Consider the following 23,562-nt stretch of genomic DNA (forward strand, 5'->3'; position numbering starts at 1 on the left):
CGTCTAAGCGCTTAATCCTCGTCGACCGGAACCAGGGAGATCTTGCCCCGGTTGTCGATATCGGCGATCTCGACCTGGATCTTGTCGCCGACGTTGAGCTCGTCCTCAACCTTCTCGATGCGACGGTCGCCGCCGATGTTCGAGATGTGCAGCAGGCCGTCGCGTCCCGGCAGCAGGGAGATGAAGGCACCGAAGGCGGTGGTCTTCACAACCGTGCCGAGGAAACGGTCCCCGACCTTCGGCTGCTGCGGGTTGGCGATCGCGTTGATCTTTTCGATCGCAGCCTCGGCGGCCTCGCCACCCACGGCGGAGACGAACACGGTGCCGTCGTCCTCGATGGAGATGTTGGCGCCGGTCTCCTCCGTGATCTGGTTGATGGTCTTGCCCTTCGGCCCAATGACCTCACCGATCTTGTTCTGCGGGATGGAGATCTTCGTGATGCGTGGCGCCAGCTCGCTCATCTGGTCCGGCGTGTCGATGGCATCTTCCATCAGCTGCAGGATCTCGAGGCGGGCGCTGCGCGCCTGGCCGAGCGCGGAAGCTAGCACCTCGGAAGGTAGGCCGTCGAGCTTGGTGTCCAACTGCAGGGCGGTGACATACTCGGAGGTACCGGCGACCTTGAAGTCCATGTCGCCGAAGGCGTCCTCCGCACCGAGGATGTCGGTGAGGCTGACGAACTTCTCCTTGCCATCGACGAGGCCGGAGACCAGGCCCATCGCGATACCGGCCACCGGCGCCTTCAGCGGCACGCCGGCGTTGTACAGCGAGAGCGTGGACGCACACACGGAGCCCATGGAGGTCGAGCCGTTGGAGCCCAGAGCCTCGGAGACCTGGCGGATGGTGTACGGGAACTCCTCGCGGGACGGCAGCACCGGGGTCAGGGCGCGCTCCGCCAGGGCACCGTGGCCGATCTCGCGGCGCTTCGGGCTGCCCACGCGGCCGGTCTCGCCGGTGGAGTACGGCGGGAAGTTGTAGTGGTGGATGTAGCGCTTGGAAGTCTCCGGCCCCAGGGAGTCGATGGTCTGCTCCATCTTCAGGGTGTCCAGGGTGGTCACGCCGAGGATCTGGGTCTCGCCACGCTCGAAGAGGGCGGAGCCGTGGGCACGCGGCAGCAGCTGCACCACGATGCCCAAGTCGCGAATCGAGGTGTGGTCGCGGCCGTCGATGCGGAAGCCGTCCTCCAGGATGCGCTGGCGCACGATGGTGCGGGTCAGGTCATTGTGAGCCGCACGGATCTCAGATTCACGCTCCGGGAACTGCTCGATCAGCGCATCGACGGTCTCCTGCATGTTCTCTGCGAGGGACTCGTCGCGCTCCTGCTTATCGGCGATCGTCATGATCTGCGCGACGTCAGCATCGCACTCGGCCTCGACGGCAGAGTAGACATCCTCGTCGAACGGTGGGAAGAGCTCGAACTCGCGGGACTCGGTGTCCACCGCGTCACGCAGCGCGTCCTGAGCGGCGCAGAGGGTCGCGATGAACGGCTTAGCGGCCTCAATGCCCTCGGCCACCACTGCCTCGGTCGGTGCCGGAGCACCTTCGGCGATGCGCTCGACGACATTGTCGGTAGCCCCTGCCTCGACCATCATGACGGCGACATTCGGCTGGGACTTCTTGCCCCGGCCGCCCTTCGCCGGTTCGGTCACGCGACCGGCGACGACCAGCTCGAAGACGGACTGGGACACCTGCTCGCGCGTCGGGAAGGCCACCCACTGCCCCTCCGGGTGCTCCTCATCGACGACCAGCGCCATGCGCACGCCACCGACAGAGCTGGACACCGGCAGGCCGGAGAGCTGGGTGGATGCGGACGCGCCGTTGATGGCGAGGACGTCGTACATCTCGTTCGGGTCGATGGACATCACGGTGATGACGACCTGCACCTCGTTGCGCAGCCCCTTGACGAAGGTCGGACGCAGCGGGCGGTCGATGAGGCGGGCAGCGAGGATGGCGTCCGTACCCGGGCGACCCTCGCGACGGAAGAAGCTGCCCGGGATGCGGCCAGCGGAGTACATGCGCTCCTCGACGTCCACGGTCAGCGGGAAGAAGTCGATGCCCTCGCGCGGGGAACGGGAGGCCGTCGTCGTCGACAGCAGCATCGTGTCCTCGTCCAGGTACGCGGTGACGGCGCCGTCCGCCTGTCGAGCCAGCAGGCCGGTCTCGAGGCGGAGGGTGCGGGAACCAAAGTCGCCGTTGTCGATGGTTGCGGTTGCTTCCCAGATCCCTGCGTCCGGGTCGACCATCTCAACGGAGACGTTCTTAGGAAGATTATTTTTCTTGGAGCTCATAGCGTGTGTGCCACGGCCTTTCATCACAAGTAGCGCCCGTTGCAGTCTTCAGATCATCGGTGCCGAAGGGGCGCTTAGAAGTCGGTCAATATTTCACCGACGAGCCTAGCACGCGCGCAGCAAAAACCCCGCCCGCGTGTGACACGCAGACGGGGTCGGAAAGCTACTGAGAGCCTCGGGGGCGGAAACCACCTCCGGATGCGATCGCTCTTAGCGACGCAGGCCCAGGCGCTCGATCAGGGAGCGGTAGCGCTCGATGTCGGTGGAAGCCAGGTACTTCAGCAGACCCTTGCGGCGACCGACCAGCAGCAGCAGACCACGACGGGAGTGGTGATCGTGCTTGTGGTCCTTCAGGTGCTCGGTGAGCTGGGAGATGCGGGCGCTCAGCAGAGCAACCTGCGCCTCCGGGGAACCGGTGTCGGTCTCGTGCAGGCCGAACTCCTTAAGAGTTGCTGCCTTCTCGTCCTTGGACAGTGCCATGGATAACTCCTTGTTATTTCAGTCCGCGCTAAAGATTCTTAAAGACTGCCCGAAGGCAGTCCGCGCGACTACCGCGAACCGCAGTCGCTGACCGAGTTACCCTAGCACAGCCTTGCGGGTAGCTGCCACATCGCGGTCAATGGCGGCGATGAGCTCGTCGAGGGAGTCGTACTTCTCTTGGCCGCGGATTCGGGAGACGAAGCTGACGCGGACCTCGAAGTCGTAGAGATCGGCTTCGTGGTCGAGAACGAAGGATTCGACGCTGCGCGGCTCGTGGCCGAAGGTCGGGTTCGTGCCCACGGAGATCGCCGCGGGAAGCTTGGTCCCCACCGGCATGGTGCCCACCTTGTCGCTCAGCCCCTGGTGGGACAGCTCTGCTTGGTTCGGCAGGATCTCCAGGTAACCGGCGTACACCCCATCGGAGGGCAGCGCGTAGATATCCGGGAAGTACAGGTTGGCGGTAGGAAAGCCCAACGCCCGGCCACCCCGGCCCGCGCCGTGGGTGACCACGCCCTCCACGCTGAACGGGCGGCCCAACGCCTCCGTCGCGGACTCCATGTCCCCCTCGGCGATGCGCTGGCGGATCCAGGTGGAGCAGACCGTGTGGTCGTCCTCCGAAAGCAGTGGCACCACGTCCACCGTGAAGTCGCGGTGCTGGGAGACCTCACGCAGCGTGTCGGGGGTGCCAGAGGCCTTGTGGCCGAAGGTGAAGTTCTCCCCCACCACGACGTGCTTGGCCCGCAGCGTGTCGAGCAGCGCCCGGTCGATGTATTCCTCTGGGGACCAGGAAGCGATTTCCGGGGTGAAGGCCTGGACGACGACGTGGTCGATTCCGAGATCCATTGCCAGCTGGGCGCGCTCCTCCACCGTGCCCAACAGCTTCGGAACGGATTCCGGCTGGAAGACCACGGTCGGGTGCGGGTCGAAAGTAAACATCACCGCGGGGACGCCGAGCTCCTTGGCCTTGGCCACGGCTCGGTTAATCAGCTCTTGGTGCCCGCGGTGCACGCCGTCGAACACACCGATTGTCACGGCTGCGCCTTCGAGGTTGTGGGGAACACGATCAAGCCCGTACCAGATACTCACGTTGGGGATCTTAACCCATAGACTGGCGCCATGGCTCAAAAGCACTCCCCTTCCGAAAGCACCCAGCATTCTGGCGACCAGGCGGTCCCCGCCACCGATCGGCCGTCGGGAACCCCTAGCCTGCTCTACCGTTCCGGGCTGATCATCCTCGACAAGCCTGCCGGGGCGAGCAGCCACGATATGGTCGCGAAAGTTCGCCGGATCATGGGCACCAAGAAGGTCGGCCACTCCGGAACCCTGGACCCCATGGCCACCGGTGTGCTGGTGCTGGGCATCGAGCGGGGTACGAAGTTCCTCGCCCACGTCGTCACGCACGATAAGCGTTACGAGGCGACGATGGCCTTCGGAGCCAGGACCGTCACCGACGACGTCGAGGGTGAGGTGCTGCACACCGCGGAGACGGCCGAGATCGATTCTTTCACCGCTGAGGGAATGACCGCGCGGCTCGGCGAGATCTTCGCGGAATTCCAAGGGGAGATCATGCAGCGGCCGACCTCCGTGTCCTCCATCAAGATCAACGGACGCCGCGCCCACGAGCTGGTCCGGGAGGGCAAGGAAGTCGACATTCCACCGCGCCCGATCACCATCCACTCGTTGAGCTTCTCCGATGTCCGTCGCGAAGAGACCGCCGAGGGACCTCGCTGGCTGGTCGATGTCAGCGTCCACTGCAGCTCCGGGACGTATATCCGAGCCATCGCGCGCGACGTCGGCGAGGCACTAGGGTTGGGCGGCTACCTCACCGCGCTGCGTCGCACCAGCGTGGGCCCGTTCGATATCGCTGAGGCCGTCACCCTCGAGGAGCTTGCCGACACCCCGGAGCTGAGCTTGAGCCTCGATGCTGCAATGCAGGTCTGTTTCCCCACCCGGCCGATCACCGAAGAGCAGGCAGCGGACCTCGCCCTGGGTAAGTGGCTGGAGCCAATCGGGTTGAAGGGGGTTCACGCTGCTGTGGATCCGCAGGGCCACGCGATCGCGCTGATTAAGGAGAAGGGTCGGCGTGCGGCCAGCGAGTTCGTCGCCCGACCCCACGGGTTGGTTTAGGCGCGCACGCCCGCCATCGTCAGCGCGTAGCCTTCAGCTGCTGACCACAGGCCCTCAATGGCGGGAACCGGAGCGTTCCCGACGAGCAACCGAGCCTTAAAGCTCCCGTCCTCGCGGAGTTCGATGCGTGCCTGGTCGAAGTCCAGGAACTGCTGGGTTAGCGGATACCAGGCCTTGTACACCGCCTCCTTCGCGGAGAAGAGCACCACCCCCAGGGAGCCCTGGCCATCGTGTCCACGGCCCAGGCGGCGGGACAGTCGCCGCAGGCCTGCACGCTCCTCCGGGCTCGCGATCGTTGCGAACACTCCCTCCGGGAGCGGAGTGAGCGGCTCGGCGTCGATGCCTAAGGAACTCCAGCGGCTGGCGCGCCCCACCACGGCCGCCCGGTAGCCGGTGGTGTGCGTCATCGAGCCGACAACCGGGGCTGGAAACTCCGGCATCCCCCGGTGGCCACGAAGAATCGGTTGGTCCGGGATGAACTGCTCCATCGCGCGGTGGGCACACCACCGGGAGTCCCCGAATTCGGCCTTGCGACGGTCCACCGCGGTGGCGACGAGCTCCTGCTCCACGACGGGAAGACCGTGGTAGTTGCGCAGGTTTTCGGCCGAGGAGTGGTACTCGACGCACCGCACCCCACTTAGCAGGCGCCCGGGTTGGAGCAGGGAGGGCACCCGCTGGAACTGGTGGTCGTAGGCCTGAATCGGCTCCGTCTGATGCAATGAGATCACAACGTCATTCCACATTGCCTACTTCCCTCCTCGCCTTTCCTCGAAACCAGCTTGTGGACCAGATGTGTGCGGGACGCAGATGACTGGATAGGGCCACAGCTCAAGCTTTTGCCGCGGGGGCAAGCTGCGCTTCCGTTCCCTCGGATAGCCCAGGGAAACTTCCACATGAGGCACACCATCAACTTCAACACCTAAAGGTATGTGAAGATGCCCGTGAATGACAGCTGCCGCGCGATAACGCCTACCCCACTGCTGGGTGTGCCGGGTGCCGGAAAACAGCCCGATCTCGGGGTATCGCACGCGCCGCAAGGATTCCTGCGCCAAGGGCCAGTGGTTCACGAGCACGGTGGGGCCAGTGACCTGCCCCAGGCGGCGCACCGAATAGGCCAGGCGCTCCCGGCACCACAGCGGGACATCCACGAAAGGCCGGATCATGTAGTAATCACTCAAGACCAGACCTTGCGCGTGCGCCTTGGCAATCGCTTCCTCCGGGGTGTCGGTCAGATCGCGCCAGGAGTGATCGTAGAGAGTGAACAGGGGGACGATGGTGTGCCCAGCGAACTGTTGGTACGGATCCTCCGGAGTGTAGATCCCAATGCGCCGGCAACGACGGATGAGCTCCTCGTATTTCGCTTTTCCCACCGGCCCGTGCCCTGCACGGGCGTAGAGCTCATGGTTCCCGGGCGCGTAGATCACCTTGGCGAAGCGCTGCCGAAGCTCGGCCAGCACGTCGATCACCACGTCCAGGTCTTCGGCGACGTCGCCTGCCACGATCAGCCAGTCCTCGGGGTTGCGGGGCCGCACCAGGTCGACGACGAGATCGCGGTTGCCGCGCGCACCCACGTGCAGGTCGCTGACGGCCCACAGAGTCACCGCATCCCGGGTCTCTTCCTCCCCCGCACCGCCGGCGACGGCGGCGGTGTAGGCGAGCTGCGCTGCCAGCGAATCATCTGCGCCCTGCATGCCCACCACCTTCATCGTCCGTCGTTATCCGGCCCGCGACTTTATCGTCGTCCAGCCACGCTTAAATCATATTGCCGAGGAAAGTTCCTAGAAAACTCAACCCTACGTTGCCTCACCGTGGCTTCAAGAAAGAGCAAGGTCAGCCGCTTGGGCCTCTCCCCTCCCCTAGGCTGCCGTGGCGCCCTGGGTGCCTCGCTCCTCCCGCTGATCAGCGCTCACCGTCCAGGCGTCACCGCGGTAGCGCCACAGAACCGCGCCGAAACGGATCAGCATGAAAGCAGCCAACCCTGCCCATACCCCGATCAGGCCGACGTCGAAAGCGAGGCTCAGCCAGACCAGTGGAATGAAGCCGATGACAGCCGCCGCGATACTGGCATTGCGCAGGAATGCCACGTCCGCGGCTCCCAGCAGCACCCCGTCCAATGCGAAGACGGCTCCGCCGATCACGATGATGGAAACGAAGACCCACCACGGTCCACCAATCTGATCGAGCACGGGAGCGTCGGCCGTAAAGAGATGGGGAACCGCCCGCGACCCCAGCCCGAAGAAGACCGCCAGCACCACCGAAGCCCCCAGCGAAAACTTCAACACCTGGCGTGCCACGGAGCGGGCCGCTCGCGCCGAACCAGCGCCCAAGGCGGCCCCCACCAAGGCTTGGGCAGCAATCGCGACGCTATCCAGCAGCAGAGACACGAGGTTCCACAGTTGCAGCAGAATCTGGTGAGCGGCCAGCGCCGGGGCTCCGATCCGCCCGGCCACCGCCGCTGCGGAAAGGAATGCCGCTTGGAAGGACAGAGACCGGGCGATGAGGTCACGCCCCATCGCCAGCTGCGTGCGGATCACCCTCCCGTTGGGGCGCATCGAGCGGTGATCCCCGAACTTGCGCCAGTGAAACACCAACGCCCCCAGGAAACACGCGGCGATGATCAGCTCACCGGCGACGTTCGCGATCGCGGATCCCACAAGCCCCCAGCGGCGTACGGCCAGTGGGACAGTCACAGCCATGGGGATGACCCCGGCCAGCGTGAAATAGAGCGGGAGCCGCGTGTTGGACAGTCCCCGCAGCCAGCCGTTACCCGCCATGATGAACAGCGCGGGAATCACCGACAGGCTGGTGACTTTAAGCCAGTTGGTGGCCTCGGCCGCCACCTCGGCGTCTCCGGATAAGGCAAGGGAAATGGTCGGGGAGAAAAAGAACAGGCCCACCGCGAGCACCGCCCCAACGCCGAGTGCGATCCAGGAGGCCTGAATGCCCTCGTAGACAGCATCGGTGGTGCGCCCTGCCCCGAAGTGCCGCGCGGCGCGGGCCGTGGTGCCGTAGGAAAGAAAGGTCAGCTGCGTGGTGACGGTGCTCAGCACCACCGCACCCGTCGCGAGTCCAGCCAGGGAGGTCGCCCCCAGGCGCCCGACGACAGCGGTGTCCAGCAGCAGGTACAGCGGGGTGGCTGCCAGCACGATGAGCGCCGGCCAGGCCAGCGCGAGGATCTTTCGGGTTCCGACGTCCTCGAACTCCCGCAGCGTTGTGGGCTCCTGCACCGTGGCTTTCCTTCAGATCCTCTTCTCGGCGAATTTTCTTCCGCGCGCACCCGGCACCCGGTCAGGGCGCTGGGGCTGCGCAGGCAGCGCTAGTCGCGCTCCTTATAAGGGTTAGCCTCGCCCGCCGGCTTGGCCTGGGCAGCCTGGGCACGCACGGCCTCGTCCTTCGCGCGAGCCTCGGCGAGCAGCTTCTCCATGTGAGCGGACGCCTCCGGGACGGTGTCGTGCACGAAGCTCAGGGTCGGCGTGAAGCGGACGCTGAGCTGGTCGCCCACGATCTTTCGGAGCTGCCCCTTGGCGCTCTCCAGCGCGGCGGCAGCCAGCGGAACATCCGGCTCCTCGTCGATGGATGCGCCACGGACGGTGTAGAACACGCTGGCGTCGTGCAGGTCGCCGGTCATCCGGGTGTCCGTGATGGTCACGTACTCCAGGCGTGGGTCCTTGATCTCCCGCTCGATGGCGACGGCGACGATCTGTTGGATGCGCTTGGCCATGCGCGCCGCGCGAGCATTATCAGCCATGATGTGGCACTCCTTTTCGGGCGGGGCCTTCACGGTCCCGCCGGGTAGTGATGTAAAAACGGCAAAAGCCGGGCGCTGCCCCGCCGCCCCCGTTTCCGGGATTGCGGCGGGCTAGCAATCGCCCAGCTTAGCTAACCGATGTTGACCAGTTAGTCGCGAGGGACCTCGACCATCTCGTAGGCCTCGATCCGGTCGCCGACCTCGATGTTCGGGTAGGACAGCACCATACCGCACTCGTAACCGTGCGAGACCTCGGTGACGTCGTCCTTCTCCCGGCGCAGCGAGTCGATCGTCGCGTCCTCGGAGATGACCTTGCCATCGCGGACAAGGCGAACCTTGGCGTTGCGGCGAACCTTGCCGGTCTCCACCATGCAGCCTGCAATGAGGCCGACGGCGGAAGCCTTGAAGATCTGGCGGATCTCCGCGGTACCGATCTCCTTCTCCTCGTAGATCGGCTTGAGCATGCCCTTGAGGGCAGCCTCGATCTCCTCGATCGCCTTGTAGATGATCGAGTAGTAGCGGATGTCCACGCCTTCGGCGTTGGCCGCCTCGGTGGCCTTGCCCTCGGAGCGGACGTTGAAGCCGATGATCACGGCGTCGGAGGCCGCAGCCAGGTGGACGTTGGTCTCGGTGACAGCACCGACACCACGGTCGATGATGTTCAGCGCGACCTCGTCGTCGACCTCGATCTTCAGCAGGGCGTCCTCCAGTGCCTCGACGGTACCGGCGTTGTCGCCCTTGAGGATGAGGTTGAGCGTGCTCGTCTCCTTGAGCACCTCGTCCAAGTCCTCCAGGGACACGCGCTTGCGGGAACGGGCTGCCAGCGCGTTACGACGGCGGGCGTCGCGGCGGTCCGCGATCTGGCGGGCCGTGCGGTCCTCGTCAACAACGAGGAGGTTATCGCCGGCACCGGACACGCTCGTCAGGCCGAGAACCTGGACTGGGCGGGACGGGCCAGCTTCCTGGACGTCGTTGCCGTGCTCGTCGATCATGCGGCGGACGCGGCCGTAGGCATCGCCGACGACGATGGAGTCGCCGACGCGCAGGGTACCGCGCTGGACGATGATCGTCGCGACCGGGCCGCGGCCACGGTCGAGGTGCGCCTCGATGGCGACACCCTGGGCGTCCATGTCCGGGTTAGCGCGCAGATCCAGGGACGCGTCGGCGGTCAGCAGGACGGCCTCCAGCAGCTGGTCGATGTTCTGACCCTGCTTCGCAGAGATGTCAACGAACATCGTGTCACCGCCGTACTCCTCCGGCACGAGGCCGTACTCGGTGAGCTGGCCACGGATCTTGTCCGGCTGTGCGGTCGGCTTATCGATCTTGTTCACCGCGACCACAACCGGGACGTCCGCGGCCTTGGCGTGGTTGATCGCCTCGACGGTCTGCGGCATCACGCCGTCGTCAGCAGCAACGACGAGGATCGCGATATCCGTGGACTTCGCACCACGAGCACGCATTGCCGTGAAGGCCTCGTGACCCGGGGTATCCAGGAAGGTGACCGGACGCTCGACGCCCTCCATGTTCACGCTGACCTGGTAAGCACCGATGTGCTGGGTAATGCCACCGGCCTCGCCGGAGCCAACGTTCTCCTTACGGATGGTGTCCAGCAGGCGGGTCTTACCGTGGTCGACGTGACCCATGACGGTGACGACCGGCGGGCGCTGGGCGAGGTCTTCGTCATCGCCCTCGTCCTCACCGAACTGCAGGTCGAAGGACTCGAGCAGCTCGCGGTCCTCGTCCTCTGGGGAAACGACCTCGACCTTGTAGTCCATCTCGTCGCCCAGCAGCTGCAGGGTCTCGTCGGAGACGGACTGGGTGGCGGTCACCATCTCACCGAGGTTGAACAGCGCCTGCACCAGTGCTGCTGCGTCAGCGTTGATCTTGTCCGCGAAGTCGGCCAGGGAGGCGCCGCGAGCGAGGCGAATCTTCTCACCGTTGCCGCTCGGCAGCTTAACGCCGCCCACGACCTTCGGTGCCTGCATTGCCTCGTACTCATTGCGCTTTTGACGCTTCGACTTGCGGCCACGGCGCGGTGGGCCGCCCGGACGGCCGAATGCACCTGCGGTGCCGCCACGACGTCCGCCGCGACCGCCACGTGGTCCCGGACCACCTGGGCGGCCTGGACCGCCTGGGCGGCCGCCACGGCCACGACCGCCGCCGAAACCGGCTCCGGACTTGGCGGGCATCTGACCCGGGCTCGGGGTGGCTGGCATCATCGCCGGGGATGGGCGACGGCCGCCGCCCTGGCGTGCTGCCCCCGGCTTCGCGGTGCCCTGGCCACGGCCCTGACCCTGGCCCGGGCGAGCGCCCGGGCGTGGTGCCTGGCCACGGCCGGCGCCGCCACGGGTGCCACCTGGGCGAGGCATGTCACCAGGGGTGGCTCCGCCACGCGGTCGCGGTGGGCGCTCGGTGGTGGAGGAGAACGGGTTATTAGCAACCCGCTGCGGGCGTGCGCCCGGCTTCGGACCTGGCTTCGGGCCCGGCTTGCCCGCGGCGCGAGCTGGCTTCTGACCCGGCTTCGCGGCAGGCTTCGGTGCAGCCTGGCCCGGCTTTGGCGCAGCCTCAGCCGGGGTCGGGGTCGCCTTCGCTGCCGGTGCAGCCTTCGCTGCAGCAGCAGGGCTTGGCTTCGCGCTTGGCTTGGCTGCCGCGGTACCCGGCTTCGGTGCAGCCTTCGGCTTCGCCGCAGGCTTGGCACCCGGCTTCGGACCACGCTGGGTGCTGTCCGGAACACTACCAGCCTGAGCCAGCGGGGACGGCGGCGTCGTCGGCTTGGACTCCTGCGCGACGCCGTAGAACTGCTTCATCTTCTTGACGACAGGGGGCTCCACGGTGGAGGAGGCTGTCTTAACGAATTCTCCCTGTTCCTTCAGGGTTGCAAGGAGTTCCTTGCTGGTCACACCGAGCTTCTTCGCAAGCTCGTGTACACGTAGCTTTCCGGCCACTACTCTCCTTCGATATCTCGGAGCCGGTGGCCTTATGCGGAAAGGCTACGTCCGGCTCCCTTTAACGTTTCTGGTTCATCGCTGATGCCGCTTCATCGTGCGCTCATCAGTTCAGAGTGCTTTCAAACATGTCGGGCTCCGTCAACTGATAAATCGTTAACTGTCCATGGAACGCTCAACGCGGCGGGTCAATGTTCTTGAGACCCCTCGCGTCCCAGCACCGCCCATAACTCCTCGAAGTCCGGCGTCACTGAGCCCAATCGCAGGGCGCGGTGGAATCGCCGTTGTTCGATGGCCTTCTCGAGGGCCTCTGCGGTGGGGCTAAGCCACGCGCCACGGCCCGGGAGCCGGCCGTGAAAATCTGGCACGATGCGGGTTGTCCCGTCGTCGCTGTGCTGGGCTACACACCGTAGGAGCTCGGCGGTGGGCTTCACCTTTCGCGTGGCGATGCACGTGCGCAGTGCGACGTGCGCCGTGGTCTTCCGCGCGAGCGCCGGGTCCGCAGCCGATTCGGCGTGCGAGCCTTCGCGTTTCGCTCGGTCCTCCACAAGCTCACTTTCTCTCGAGCACAACAAATGCGTGGTCCAGCACGTTGACCAGCCCCCAGTCTACGTGAAAAGCCTGTTAGGGGTTAACCCACCCCCATTTCAGCGTTGTGACAGTTCCCTGCGCCGATCCCCGTTATCCCACCCCTCAATGACTCGTGGCCCCGCCGGATCCGGCGGGGCCACCCTAGCGAACCTCCCCCACGTTGAACTTCAGCGGCGCTAGTTCGCCTGCTCGCCCTCGCCAGCCGAGTGCTCCTCTGGCGCGGCGTCGGACTTAATGTCGATCTTCCACCCGGTGAGACGCGCGGCGAGGCGAACATTCTGCCCCTCCCTACCGATCGCCAGCGAGAGCTGGTAATCCGGAACGACCACGCGAGCGATCTGCTGCTCTGCGTCGATCACAGTCGAGGAGACGAACTTCGAGGGCGAGAGCGCATTGCCCACGTACTGCGCCGGGTCGTCGGAGTAGTCGATAATGTCGATCTTCTCGCCGCCGAGCTCACCCATGATGGCCGACACGCGCTGGCCGCGCGGGCCGATGCACGCACCCTTGGCATTGAGCCCCTTGATCGTGGCGCGGACTGCGATCTTCGTACGGTGGCCTGCCTCGCGGGCGATGGACATGATCTCCACGGAGCCGTCGGCGACCTCCGGAACCTCGAGCTCGAACAGCCCGCGAACCAGCTCGGGGTGGGTGCGCGACAGGCTGATCTGCACGTTGCGGTCGGCGTGCTTGATGACGTCCGTGACGAAGGCCTTCACGCGGGTGCCGTGCTTGAGCACCTCGCCGGGGATGTGCTCGGCGGGCAGGATCTGGCCGTCGATGCCGTCCGCCTCGGTACCGATGTGGACCACGGTGATGCCGCGCTCGTTTGCGCGTGCGTCGCGGGTGACCACGCCAGAGACGATGGTGTGGCGGATCGACGAATATTCGTCGTAGCGCTGCTGGACTCGAGCTCCCCCGATCCGGCGGCGGATCGCCTCGCGCATCGCCAGCGCCGTGGTGCGGTCGAAGTTCTCCGGGGTCTCGTCCAACCGGCCGGTGACGTTGCCCTCCTCGTCGCGCTCCACCTGGTAGATCGCCACTGCACCAGAGGTGGGGTCAATCTGGACGTCCACCTCGCCGGCGAAGGCGCTCTGGTTGCGGTAGGCCTCCTTGAGGCCGTTGGCGATGGCGTGGATCAGCTCGTCGACCGGCACGCCCTCCTGCCGCTCGATGGCGCGCAGCGTAGCAAGATCAATATTCACTTGTACTCCTCATCGACTTCTTGTCGCTTAGGCTTCGTCACTCTTTGCGAGCTCATGGTACTCGGCCATGGTCAATCCGAGTAATTCCTGCTCGGCTGCTGGAGCGGGCGAGAATTCAACCTCGATGGTCGACCCGGCAAGCTCGGCGAGCGGGTAAATCCGCACCGGAGCCTGTGGGGTCTGCTTCCCCGCCTTCTTACCCTGGGACTTCTTCCCTGCCTTCTTCTTCGCCACGGGCAGGATCGCGACCTCGTCATTCTCGACTCCCGCGATACGCCCCTTGCCCCCTCCCGCAAGGTTGGCGAGTCGGCCAAGGTTGCGCTGGAAGTGGCGGGCGTCGCGCAGCGGGAAGTCCAGACCTGGGGTCGTCACTTCGAGGGTATAGCTTGGACCGAGGTCAATCTCCTGTGCCGCCTCAGCTGCATCGAACGCAGCGCCAATCAGCTGGGAAGCTTCCTCGAGCAGGTCAAGATCCGGCCGGTCGTCAGCGTCCACAGCGATCTTCACGCTGGACTTCGCCCCGGCCCGGGTAAAGGTTAATTTTTCCACATCAAGGCCACACTTCATCGCCTCGTCGGCGGCCAGTGCGCGGAGCTTTTCATCAAGAGGGGTTGCCATGCCTTGCACCCTACCCGCCAGTACGGTGCCCAGCGGAATGTGTGGCACCATAGTGGCTGTGAATCCGGACTCTCCTCAGAATCAACGCCTCCACCTCCCCGAGCGCTCTCGCGCCACCCCAGCCCTCACTCGGCGTGGCGTGCTCAAAGCGGGGGTCGCGGGGCTGGGGGTGGCTCTCGCAACAGGCCTGCTCTCGGCCTGTGGCATCGACGAGGCCTCGGAGGCGCTCAACCGCGTGCGCGGCGGCTTCGAGCCCAATGACCAGCTGCGTTCCATCGCAGCAGTGATGCGTTCGACTCTGAATCGGGCCGACGCTGAGGAAGAGGAATTCATCCGCCGCCAGATCGGGGTTCTCGAAAAGGAATTCCTGCGCCAGTGCGGCACCGACGATGAAGGCCAGCGGGACCCACAGTGCAGTTTCGAGGCCGCAGACGGTGGTGGCAGCGACGACTCCCCCACCTCCAGCAACACGTCACCCACCACCGAAAACCCCCGGAGCGGCGGCGACAACAAGGGCAGCGATTCTGCCGCTGAGCGCAAACAGCTCTTCGCCGGAATCCAGCGCGAGCTGCTGGGCGCCATCGAAAGCCCGGAGTTGCCCAACGCGGATGCCCACGAGAAGGACTCCGAAGGCCGCACCGTGACCCGACAAGAGTTCCAGACTCAGCTGCTGGCCGGCCTCTACGGCGCGACTGCGCCCGTCGCGGGAGCACCAGAACGCCAGGATATCGCCGAGCTGCTCGAGGACCCCGAGATCGTGGGACGCGGGAACACCAAGGCCCTTGGTGAAAACCTAAAGGAAGCCCTGGACTCCGTCTACGGGGCGATCCAGGCCGCCGGGGTCGCGCTGGCGGCCGATGATGGCTCTGCACGCAAGCCGCTGGCGGCCGCCGGAGATGGCGCCCGCCTGGCCCGCGACGTCGTCACCGCGATGATTACGCCCGCAGCGGACGAGCACGCCGAGAAGTCTGAGGACGCAGAAGGCGCCTACGAGCCCCCTGCTGGCTTCGGCGTATCGAAGGCCACCAAGGCCCCCGCGAGCGCCAAGGAGCCCCCCGCTTTCCTGCACGCCGCACTCGCCGCCCCGCTTTCCCAGCTACGCTTGCTCGCTGGCCGCGCCGAGACCGGGCCGCTGCGGGTGGCTCTGGCGCAGGCGTGCGCAGCACTGAGCCGTGCCCAGGGCCAGCTGGAGTTGGCCCAGGGGCTTGGGCCCGAAGCAGTGGTCCTGCGAGGTGGGGACTAGCAACGCCCCCGCCTAGTGCTCTGCGTAACCCGCTGAACTCACCCCCACCGGTTGCCCCACGCCTACCCCGCTGGCGTGGGGCAGGTTCTTAGGCCCGGGCTGCCTTCGTGATGACGTCGACGGCGTCCGCGTAGTCGATCTCGGAACGCTCGTCGTTCAGACGATCTCGCAGCTCGACCATGCCCTCGGCGAAGCCGCGCCCAACGACCACGACCTGTGGCATGCCCAGCAGCTCGGAGTCCTTGAACTTCACGCCCGGGGAGACCTTCGGGCGATCGTCGAAGAGCACCTCCAAGCCCGCATCCGACAGTGCCTCGACAAGCTCGCGTGCAGCCTCACCCGCGGCTTCGTCCTTGTTAGCGATGACCACGTGGACGTCGTAGGGGGCGATGCTGTGCGGCCAGCGCAGGCCCTTCTCGTCGTGCATCTGCTCGGCGACCACGGCCAGCAGGCGGGAGACACCGATGCCGTAGGAGCCCATCGTCGGGACGGTGCGTCGGCCGTTCTCGTCCAGGATCTGAACGTCGAAGGCCTCGGTGTACTTCCGGCCCAGCTGGAAGATGTGGCCGATCTCGATGCCGCGCGACAGGGTGAGCACACCCTTGCCATCCGGGGATGGGTCGCCCTCCCGAACCTCGGCGGCCTCAACGTAGCCATCCGGGGTGAAGTCGCGGCCTGCGACGAGGTTGGAGTAGTGACGATCCTTCTCATCCGCGCCGGTGATCCAGGCGGTGCCCTTGACCACACGGGGATCGGCGAGCACGCGCAGGTCGTTATCCGCGAACGTGCGGGGGCCAACGAAGCCCTTGACGAGGAAGGGGTACTTCTTGAAATCCTCATCATCGGCCAGTTCGACGACGGCCGGCTCCAGGGAGGCTTCGAGACGCTTCATGTCGACCTCGCGGTCGCCCGGCACGAGCACTCCGGTGAGCTCAGGGGCGTACGGGTTACCGTCCTCATCCTCGCCTGGGCGGGTGACCTTGCACACGATGCACTTGAGGGTGTCCTTCGCCGTCACCGGAGCCCCGTCGACGGTCAGGCCCGCCTCATTGGCCCATTCCACGAGGGTCTCGATGGTGTCGGCTCCAGGGCTCTCGTGGCTTACCGCCTCCGGCTTGTCCTCGACCGACTCCTCAGCCGGCGGAATGGAGACGACCGCCTCCACATTGGCGGCGTAGTCGGACTCCGTGGAGCGCACGAAGGTGTCCTCGCCGTCCGCGGCCACCGCCAGGAACTCCTCCGAGGCTGAGCCACCCATCGCGCCAGAGGTCGCGTAGCAGATGACGTACTCGATGCCGAGGGTGTCGAAGATCCGCTGGTAGGCCTTACGGTGCAGCTGGTAGGACTCGTCCAGCCCCTCGTCGGTCATATTGAAGGAGTAGGAGTCCTTCATGACGAACTCGCGGCCACGCAGGATGCCGGCGCGCGGACGGGCCTCATCGCGGTACTTGGTCTGGATTTGGTAGAGAACCTTCGGGAAATCCTTATAGGAGTTCAGCTCCCCCTTGACGAGCCAGGTGAACAGCTCCTCGTGGGTGGGGCCGAGTAGGTAGTCCGCCTCCTTGCGGTCCTTGAGGCGGAAGAGCTCGGGACCGTATTCGTCCCAGCGCCCGGTGACCTCGTAGGGCTCCTTCGGCAGCAGCGCGGGGAACATCAGCTCCTGGCCACCGATGGCGTCCATTTCGCGGCGGACAACGTTTTCGACCTTGCGCAGCACGCGGAGCCCCATGGGCAGCCAGGAGTACACGCCCGGTGCGACGCGGCGGATATAGCCAGCGCGGACAAGCAGCTTGTGGCTGGCGAGTTCTGCATCGGCTGGATCGTCACGCAGCGTGTGCAGGAAGAGGGAGGACATGCGGGTAATCATGATGCTTAGCCTACAGCCCCGCACCCGCGCAGCACGCCACCGGCTAGCATGTTTTCATGCTCATCATCTTGCCTCCGTCGGAAAGCAAAACTGCGGGTGGCCGCCCCGGCCCGGTCGCCGTGGATCAGCTGGCCTTTCCCGGGTTAGCGCCAACCAGAAAACACCTGCTCAGCACCCTTGAGGAGATGGGCTGCAGTTTCCTTGCAGCCCAAGAAGCACTGTCGAAGAACTCGGGTTCTGCAGAAACCGCAGAAGAGCGGATTCGCTCCTTAGACAAGATGATCGGGATCCGTGCTACCCAGCACGCTGAGCACGAGTCCAACGCCGCCGTCGCTTCCTCCGAGCTGCTTCCTGCGGTGGAGCGATACACCGGGGTGGCCTACGATGCCCTCGACCCAACGGGGCAACGCACCGGCCTGCCCCTCCCCGCGGACGCGCGTGCAAGGCTGGCGATCGGCTCGGCACTCTTCGGGGTGATCGCCGCCGACGACCTGATCCCCCGCTATCGACTCTCCGCCGGCTCCAAGGTGCTCGTGGACGGTCAGCCCCGCACCCTGCGTTCCCAGTGGACGAAGCCGGCCGAGGGCAACCGCATCGGCGAGGAGCTCGCCCGGTGGCGGGAGGATCGCGCCGCCGACACGGATGGCGCTGGCGGCGGGATCATCGACCTGCGCTCCGGTGGTTACCGGGACCTCGGAAAAGTTCCGGGCGCGGTGAGCTTGCGCGTGGAATCCGAGTACCCGGACGGCAGCCGCAAGGTCGTCAGCCACTTCAACAAGCACTACAAGGGGCTAGTTGCCCGGGAGCTGGCGTTGGCCGGTGGACACCTGCCCGCTGACCCGCAGGGAACCGGCGAGCTGGCGGAGGCTTTCGCCCACCGCATCGGTGACGTGGAGGCGTTCGTCGAGGCGAATTTTCGAACGGAGGTGCGTGACCCCGGCGAGGTCACGCTCATCGTTCCGGCCGAATAGGCGGCAAGCCGCCCCCCCCCACCCACACTCACTTAGCGCAGCTAGAAAGCAGCCGCCAAGCCCTTAATCCGGCGCTCGCTGACCCGGCCGACCACGATGATCGCCGGTGGCTTGATTCCTGCCGCGTCGATCGTTTCCCCAAGGGACCCGAGAGTGGTTTCCGTGACCCGCTCGCCGTCGATGGAGGCCGATTCGATGATCGTCACCGCCTGCTCGCGAGCGCGTCCCTTGGCGATGAGCTCAGCCGCGATCGCCCCGGCGTTTTTCACGGCCATGATCAGCACTAGCGTGCCGGTCAGCCCAGCCAGCGCCTCCCAGTTCACGAGCGACTTCTCGTGGCCCGGAGGCACGTGCCCGGAGACGATCGTGATGTCGTGCACCCACCCGCGATGGGTCAGCGATACGCCGGCCAGCGCTGGCGCGGAGGTCGCGCTCGTTACCCCTGGGATCACTGATACCGGCACCCCGGCGGCCGCGCAGGCTTCGGCTTCTTCTAGTCCCCGGCCGAAGATGAAGGGATCCCCTCCCTTCAAGCGCACCACCTTCTTGCCCTGTTGAGCAGCCTCGATGAGCATCTCGTTGATCTTCTCCTGAGCTACCTGCTTGCCATAGGGGATCTTGGACACGTCCACGAGTTCCACCCCGCGCTCGGCTGCCTCCTCGGCCAGGCTGAAGGGGCCCAGGTGGTCAGCGAAGATGATGTCGGCGCCCTCGATGGCTCGCTTCCCCGCGACGGTGATCAACCCCTCGCCACCGGGGCCGCCGCCCACCAACGTCACCGTTCCCGCGCCAGGGCATTCCCCGCCCCTGTCCCCCGCATTCTGCGCTTCCTCGGTTCCGCCCCCAAGGTTATTGACCGGCACGCCGTGCTGCTCAGCTGCTGTGATCAGTTCCGTGGCACCCGGGGTCTGGCCCGGGAGCACGACGAGGGCGGTGGCAGCCCAGTCAATCTCCGACGCCGCCCCGGCAGGGCTGGTGGTGACGATGGCGCCTGCGTCACGGCAGCGCTGGGCGACGAGCTCGGCGTCGGGGCTGCCGGCTGGGACAAGGACGTGGACGTTGCGCAGGGAAATGCTCATAAGCACAGCATAGTAGACCGAGCGGTCTAGAATCTCAAACACCCACAGCGAAAAACCGCCCGCCCCGAGGGCAATCCTCTCGGGCGGGCGGCCTGCGGGCAGCGGAAGCTACTTAGCCAGCTTCAGCGCCTTCTGGGAGCGATCCCACTGCTCCTGGAACAGAGCCTCGTTCTTCACCAGACGCTGGCCATAGGACGGGATCATCTCGCGCAGCTTCGGAGCCCACTCAGCCATGCGACCGCCGAAGCAACGCTCCAGCACCTCGAGCATGGCAGCCGGGGCGATGGACGCGCCCGGGGAAGCGCCCATCAGGCCGGCGATGCTGCCGTCGTTGGAGTTGATCAGCGTCGTACCGAACTCCAGGGAGCCGAACTTCGGAGCGCCGATCGGCTTGATGACCTGGACGCGCTGGCCAGCGATGACCAGCTCCCAGTCCTCGTCCTTAGCCTCCGGCATGTACTCGCGCAGGGACTCCATCTTCGCGGTCTGGTCCTTCAGCAGCTCCTCGACCAGGTACTTGGTCAGGCCGAACTCCTGCAGACCAACACCGATCATGGACGGCAGGTTGCCCGGACGCAGGGACTTGAACAGATCCAGGAAGGAACCGGACTTCAGGAACTTCGGGGTCCAGCCGGCGTAGGGGCCGAAGAGCAGGCCCTTCTTACCATCGATTACGCGGGTGTCGAGGTGCGGCACGGACATCGGCGGGGCACCGACAGAGGCCTTACCGTAGACCTTCGCGGCGTGCTTCTCGATGAGCTCCTCGTTGGTGCAGCGCAGCCACTGGCCGGAGACCGGGAAGCCACCGTAGCCCTTGATCTCCGGGATGCCGGCCTTCTGCAGCAGCGGCAGTGCCATGCCGCCGGCGCCGATGAAGACGAAGTTGGCGGTGACGACGGAGGTATCGCCGGTGTGGCGGTTCTTGACGGAGACCTTCCACTTCGCGCCGTCGCGCTTGAGGTTGACGACCTCGCTGCCGTAACGCACCTCGACGCCCTCGGCGGTCAGGGCGTCGACGTACTGGCGGGTCAGCGCACCGTAGTTGATGTCGGTGCCCTCCTCGAACCAGGAAATCGCGGTCGGGGTGTTGAAGTCGCGGCCCTCTGCCATCAGCGGCAGGAACTCGCGGAACTTCGTCTCCGAGTCCGAGAACTTCATGTTCGGGAACAGCGGGTTATCCTTCAGGGCCTCGTAGCGGGCCTTCAGGTAGTCCACCTGATCCATGCCCTGAGCGAAGGAGACGTGAGGAACCCGGTTGATCCACTCAGACGGCTCGCCCAGGATGTCGTTCTCCACGAGGTGGGACCAGAACTGGCGGGAGACCTGGAACTTCTCGTTGACACCGACGGCCTTGGAGACGTCGATCTTGCCGTTGACCTCCGGCGTGTAGTTCAGCTCGCACAGCGCGGAGTGGCCGGTGCCTGCGTTGTTCCACGGGTCAGAAGACTCGGCGGCCGGGGTGTCCAGGCGCTCGAGAATCAGCTGGCTCCATTCCGGCTGCAGCTGCTTCAGCATCACAGACAGGGTGGTGGAGATGACGCCGGCGCCAACCAGCAGGACGTCGACGGTATCGTTTTGAGAACTATTCGTTGCCACGGTTTCCTCAATCCTTCACGGAAGAAAGCTTTGTCACGCTTCTTCAACCATACGCCTGCGCCTTTTCGATCCATATTCAGGCCTGCCCTTATACCCCTGAAAAAGTTGAATATGATCGATCCCGATGAATGATTCCACAGCTATGAATAACGGCCCGGCCCACGGCGGCAACACGTCTTCCCGGCAGCTGGCCGATGTCCTCACCGATCCGCGAGGCGCCAGCGTCGCAGAACTGACCTTCGGGCCGGATCTTCTGGGCCCAGGTTTCGGCGTGCATTACGTCGAGATGGGCGACGATCCTGACGGCGAGCCCCCGGTGCGTTTCGCCCTCGTCCGCTACTTCCCCGCCGAGGCTAGCGGGTCGACAGCCGCCACTGCGGTCTCCGACCCGACCCGTAATTTCTACGGGCGTCCCGCCCTACTTTTCGTCCACGGAATGACGGATTACTTCTTCCAGGACCACGTGGCCCGCTTCTTCCACGAGGCCGGCTACGCGGTCTACGCCATCGACATGCGCAAGTGCGGCAGGGCGTGGCGGGAAGGCCAGACCTGGCACCACGTAACCAGCCAGGCCATCTATGACGAGGACCTCTCCATCGCGCTGGGGCTCATCGGTACTGCCCACCCGACCGTCGTTGCGGTGGGTCACTCCACCGGCGGGCTGGACGTCACCACCTGGGCCGGCCGGCTCAACGCTGCTACTCAGCGCGATCCTTCCAGCGCGGAGGCCGGGCTGCACGGCATGCTCGGCGCCGTCGTCGGCAACTCCCCCTGGTATGGCATCCAGTTCGACGGCCTCGTGGGCTTCGTGATCAAGCGGGTCTTCCCGCAGCTCGCCAAGGTCGCCCCGCACATTCCCCTGCCGGAGGGCATCAACCCTTCCTATGGGCACTCACTTCACGCCGATTACGCGGGTGAATGGGACTACGACCTTGAGCTCAAGCCCATTGAGCCCCGCAAGAAGTACGTCAGCTGGATGGCCGGTGTGGTCCGCCAGATCGCCGACCTCCAGGCGGGCCATTGTGACACCGGCCTGCCGACCCTGGTGCTCACCAGCGACGGCCACTACTTCGGGCGCGGGCTCACGGACGCGACCTACGTCAATGACCCGATCCTCAAGCCGGAGCAGATGTGGCAGACCGCACCGAAGGTCTCCCCTCATGCACACATCGAGGTCATCGCAGACGCCACCCACGATGTCTTCCTTTCCCGCCCCGCGGTGCGCCGTCGCGCCCTGAATGCGACTGCAGACTGGCTGGCAGCCCAGGGCATCGCCGGCCACTAGCTGGCCACAAACCGGCCTCGTGGCCGCCGCCTGTTTTTCGCGCCTAGGCTGGCAGGCATGAAGAACATGAATGCCGAGCAGAACACCGCACCGGGAGAGGTCCAGGACTTCGACATCATCATCGTTGGCACCGGATCGGGGAACACGATCCCGGCTCCGATCAACGATGAGAAGACCATCGCCATCGTCGAAAAGGGTGTCTTCGGTGGCACCTGCATCAACGTCGGCTGCATCCCGACGAAGATGTTCGTCCACACCGCGGATGTGGCTCGCTCCTTCCGCGTCGCCGACAAGCTCAGTCTGACTGGCTCGCTGGAGCACGTGGACTGGAAGGGCATCCAGCAACGCGTCTTCGGTGACCGCATCGATCCCATCGCCGAGGGCGGTGCGGCCTACCGCGCCGGGGACGAAACCCCGAATATCACCCTCTTCCACGGGGAAGCGGCGTCCTTCGTCGCTCCCCAGACGCTGCGGATCGGCGACGGCGCCGACGCCCCCGTCATCCGGGGCAAGGACGTGGTGCTGGCCACCGGCACCCGCCCCTGGATCCACCCCGTCCTCACCGACTCCGGCGTGCGCTACCGCACCAACGAGGACATCATGCGCCTGGACACCCAGCCCGAGTCGCTAATCATCCTGGGCGGTGGCATCGTCGCGGTCGAGTTCGCCGCGATTTTCGACGCCCTGGGCACCAAGGTCACGGTCGTCAACCGCAGCGACCGTCTCCTGCGCAAGCTGGACGCCGAGATCTCCGAGGCCTTCACTAAGCAGGCCCGCGAGCAGTGGGATACCCACCTCGGGGTGGAACCGCGCTCGGCGCGCGAGACCGACAACGGGCAGGTGGAGCTCACCCTCGACGACGGCACGGTGCTTCTCGCCGACGAGATCCTCGCCGCCCAGGGGCGCATCAGCAACGCGGATACGCTGGCACTCGAAGCCGCTGGCGTCGAAAAGAAGGAGAACGGGAAGATCAAGGTCGACGAATTCGGCCGCACCACGGCCGAGGGGGTATGGGCGCTGGGCGATGCCTCCAACGACTTCGATCTCAAGCACGTCGCGAACCAGGAGGCGAAGGTCATCCAACACAACCTCGCCCACCCCGAGGACCTGCGCGCCAACGAGTACCACGCCGTCCCCAGTGGCGTGTTCACCCACCCGCAGATCGCGGTGGTTGGGATGACCGAGGAGGAAGCCAAGGACACGGGCCGGGAGCTGACGGTGAAGGTGCAGCGCTACGCGGATGTGGCCTACGGCTGGGCGATGGAAGACACCACCGGCTTCTGCAAGGTGATCGCCGACCGCACGACCGGCGAAATCCTGGGCGCGCACATCATGGGGCCGGAGGCCAGCACGCTGATTCAGAGTGTCGTCACCGCGATGGCCTTCGGCATCGATGCCCGCCGCTTCGCCACCGAGCAGTACTGGCCGCACCCTGCGCTGACCGAGCTGGTGGAAAATGCCCTGCTCGGCCTGGAGTTTGACTAGCCCCTAATCCCGGCTCTCGCCCCGCCTCGCGCTGCTG

General features: G+C 65.7%; 19 protein-coding genes. 5 read left to right on the top strand and 14 right to left on the bottom strand.

What is annotated here, in order from left to right:
• Positions 1 to 11: 11 nt before the first annotated feature.
• From QP413_RS01935 to QP413_RS01945, 3 genes are all read right to left on the bottom strand, one after another.
• Entirely contained in the window at positions 12 to 2,285 is a 2,274-nt protein-coding gene (locus tag QP413_RS01935; RefSeq protein WP_187441024.1) for a polyribonucleotide nucleotidyltransferase, read from the bottom strand.
• 210 nt (positions 2,286 to 2,495) lie between these two features.
• A complete protein-coding gene (rpsO, locus tag QP413_RS01940; RefSeq protein WP_070759039.1) occupies positions 2,496 to 2,765 on the bottom strand; it encodes a 30S ribosomal protein S15 in 270 nt (89 codons plus the stop codon).
• 96 nt (positions 2,766 to 2,861) lie between these two features.
• Positions 2,862 to 3,890, bottom strand: a complete 1,029-nt coding sequence (locus QP413_RS01945) for a bifunctional riboflavin kinase/FAD synthetase (RefSeq protein ID WP_284780298.1) — start codon at positions 3,888 to 3,890, stop codon at positions 2,862 to 2,864.
• On the opposite strand from QP413_RS01945, the gene truB reads away from it, so the two are divergent.
• Positions 3,882 to 4,892, top strand: coding sequence for a tRNA pseudouridine(55) synthase TruB (gene truB, locus QP413_RS01950; RefSeq protein ID WP_284780299.1), 1,011 nt, complete (start codon positions 3,882 to 3,884; stop codon positions 4,890 to 4,892). The genes QP413_RS01945 and truB overlap by 9 nt on opposite strands.
• On the opposite strand, the gene QP413_RS01955 is transcribed toward truB, so the two are convergent.
• From QP413_RS01955 to rimP, 8 genes are all read right to left on the bottom strand, one after another.
• On the bottom strand, positions 4,889 to 5,635 hold the full coding sequence (locus QP413_RS01955) for a 4'-phosphopantetheinyl transferase (RefSeq protein ID WP_070760781.1): 747 nt from the start codon (positions 5,633 to 5,635) through the stop codon (positions 4,889 to 4,891). The genes truB and QP413_RS01955 overlap by 4 nt on opposite strands.
• Before the next feature lie 3 nt (positions 5,636 to 5,638).
• Positions 5,639 to 6,583, bottom strand: a complete 945-nt coding sequence (locus tag QP413_RS01960; protein ID WP_070760783.1) for a metallophosphoesterase — start codon at positions 6,581 to 6,583, stop codon at positions 5,639 to 5,641.
• Positions 6,584 to 6,748: 165 nt separating this feature from the next.
• Positions 6,749 to 8,119, bottom strand: a complete 1,371-nt coding sequence (locus tag QP413_RS01965) for an MATE family efflux transporter (protein WP_284780301.1) — start codon at positions 8,117 to 8,119, stop codon at positions 6,749 to 6,751.
• A gap of 89 nt (positions 8,120 to 8,208) precedes the next feature.
• Positions 8,209 to 8,640, bottom strand: a complete 432-nt coding sequence (gene rbfA, locus QP413_RS01970) for a 30S ribosome-binding factor RbfA (protein WP_070759044.1) — start codon at positions 8,638 to 8,640, stop codon at positions 8,209 to 8,211.
• 149 nt (positions 8,641 to 8,789) lie between these two features.
• Entirely contained in the window at positions 8,790 to 11,585 is a 2,796-nt protein-coding gene (gene infB / locus QP413_RS01975; RefSeq protein WP_148811649.1) for a translation initiation factor IF-2, read from the bottom strand.
• 188 nt (positions 11,586 to 11,773) lie between these two features.
• Positions 11,774 to 12,133, bottom strand: a complete 360-nt coding sequence (locus QP413_RS01980) for a YlxR family protein (RefSeq protein ID WP_284757628.1) — start codon at positions 12,131 to 12,133, stop codon at positions 11,774 to 11,776.
• A 219-nt stretch (positions 12,134 to 12,352) separates the two neighbouring features.
• The gene (nusA, locus tag QP413_RS01985; RefSeq protein ID WP_284780303.1) at positions 12,353 to 13,381 is read right to left on the bottom strand and encodes a transcription termination factor NusA; all 1,029 of its coding nucleotides are present in this window, start codon (positions 13,379 to 13,381) and stop codon (positions 12,353 to 12,355) included.
• Between the two features lie 27 nt (positions 13,382 to 13,408).
• The gene (rimP, locus tag QP413_RS01990) at positions 13,409 to 13,999 is read right to left on the bottom strand and encodes a ribosome maturation factor RimP (RefSeq protein WP_284780304.1); all 591 of its coding nucleotides are present in this window, start codon (positions 13,997 to 13,999) and stop codon (positions 13,409 to 13,411) included.
• A gap of 169 nt (positions 14,000 to 14,168) precedes the next feature.
• Here rimP and QP413_RS01995 point away from each other — a divergent pair, with 169 nt between their 5' ends.
• Complete coding sequence (locus tag QP413_RS01995; RefSeq protein WP_284780306.1) at positions 14,169 to 15,242, top strand: hypothetical protein; 1,074 nt, start codon at positions 14,169 to 14,171, stop codon at positions 15,240 to 15,242.
• 88 nt (positions 15,243 to 15,330) lie between these two features.
• Here QP413_RS01995 and QP413_RS02000 read toward each other — a convergent pair whose 3' ends face one another.
• Positions 15,331 to 17,109 (bottom strand): proline--tRNA ligase, encoded by a 1,779-nt coding sequence (locus tag QP413_RS02000; RefSeq protein WP_284780308.1) that lies wholly within the window; start codon positions 17,107 to 17,109, stop codon positions 15,331 to 15,333.
• Positions 17,110 to 17,165: 56 nt separating this feature from the next.
• Between QP413_RS02000 and QP413_RS02005 the strand changes: the two genes are divergently transcribed.
• Entirely contained in the window at positions 17,166 to 18,080 is a 915-nt protein-coding gene (locus tag QP413_RS02005) for a YaaA family protein (RefSeq protein WP_015381558.1), read from the top strand.
• Between the two features lie 41 nt (positions 18,081 to 18,121).
• Here QP413_RS02005 and cobA read toward each other — a convergent pair whose 3' ends face one another.
• Positions 18,122 to 19,159 carry a uroporphyrinogen-III C-methyltransferase gene (gene cobA / locus QP413_RS02010; RefSeq protein ID WP_284780310.1) on the bottom strand — a complete coding sequence of 346 codons (1,038 nt, stop codon included), beginning with the start codon at positions 19,157 to 19,159 and terminating at the stop codon, positions 18,122 to 18,124.
• A 108-nt stretch (positions 19,160 to 19,267) separates the two neighbouring features.
• Complete coding sequence (gene mqo, locus QP413_RS02015) at positions 19,268 to 20,755, bottom strand: malate dehydrogenase (quinone) (protein ID WP_284780312.1); 1,488 nt, start codon at positions 20,753 to 20,755, stop codon at positions 19,268 to 19,270.
• Positions 20,756 to 20,879: 124 nt separating this feature from the next.
• Here mqo and QP413_RS02020 point away from each other — a divergent pair, with 124 nt between their 5' ends.
• Positions 20,880 to 22,040 carry an alpha/beta hydrolase gene (locus QP413_RS02020; RefSeq protein WP_284780314.1) on the top strand — a complete coding sequence of 387 codons (1,161 nt, stop codon included), beginning with the start codon at positions 20,880 to 20,882 and terminating at the stop codon, positions 22,038 to 22,040.
• Positions 22,041 to 22,097: 57 nt separating this feature from the next.
• Entirely contained in the window at positions 22,098 to 23,525 is a 1,428-nt protein-coding gene (mtr, locus tag QP413_RS02025; RefSeq protein ID WP_284780315.1) for a mycothione reductase, read from the top strand.
• Positions 23,526 to 23,562: the final 37 nt, after the last annotated feature.

Source organism: Corynebacterium sp. UMB4614, from assembly GCF_030217065.1.
In the GTDB taxonomy this organism is placed as follows: Bacteria; Actinomycetota; Actinomycetes; order Mycobacteriales; family Mycobacteriaceae; genus Corynebacterium.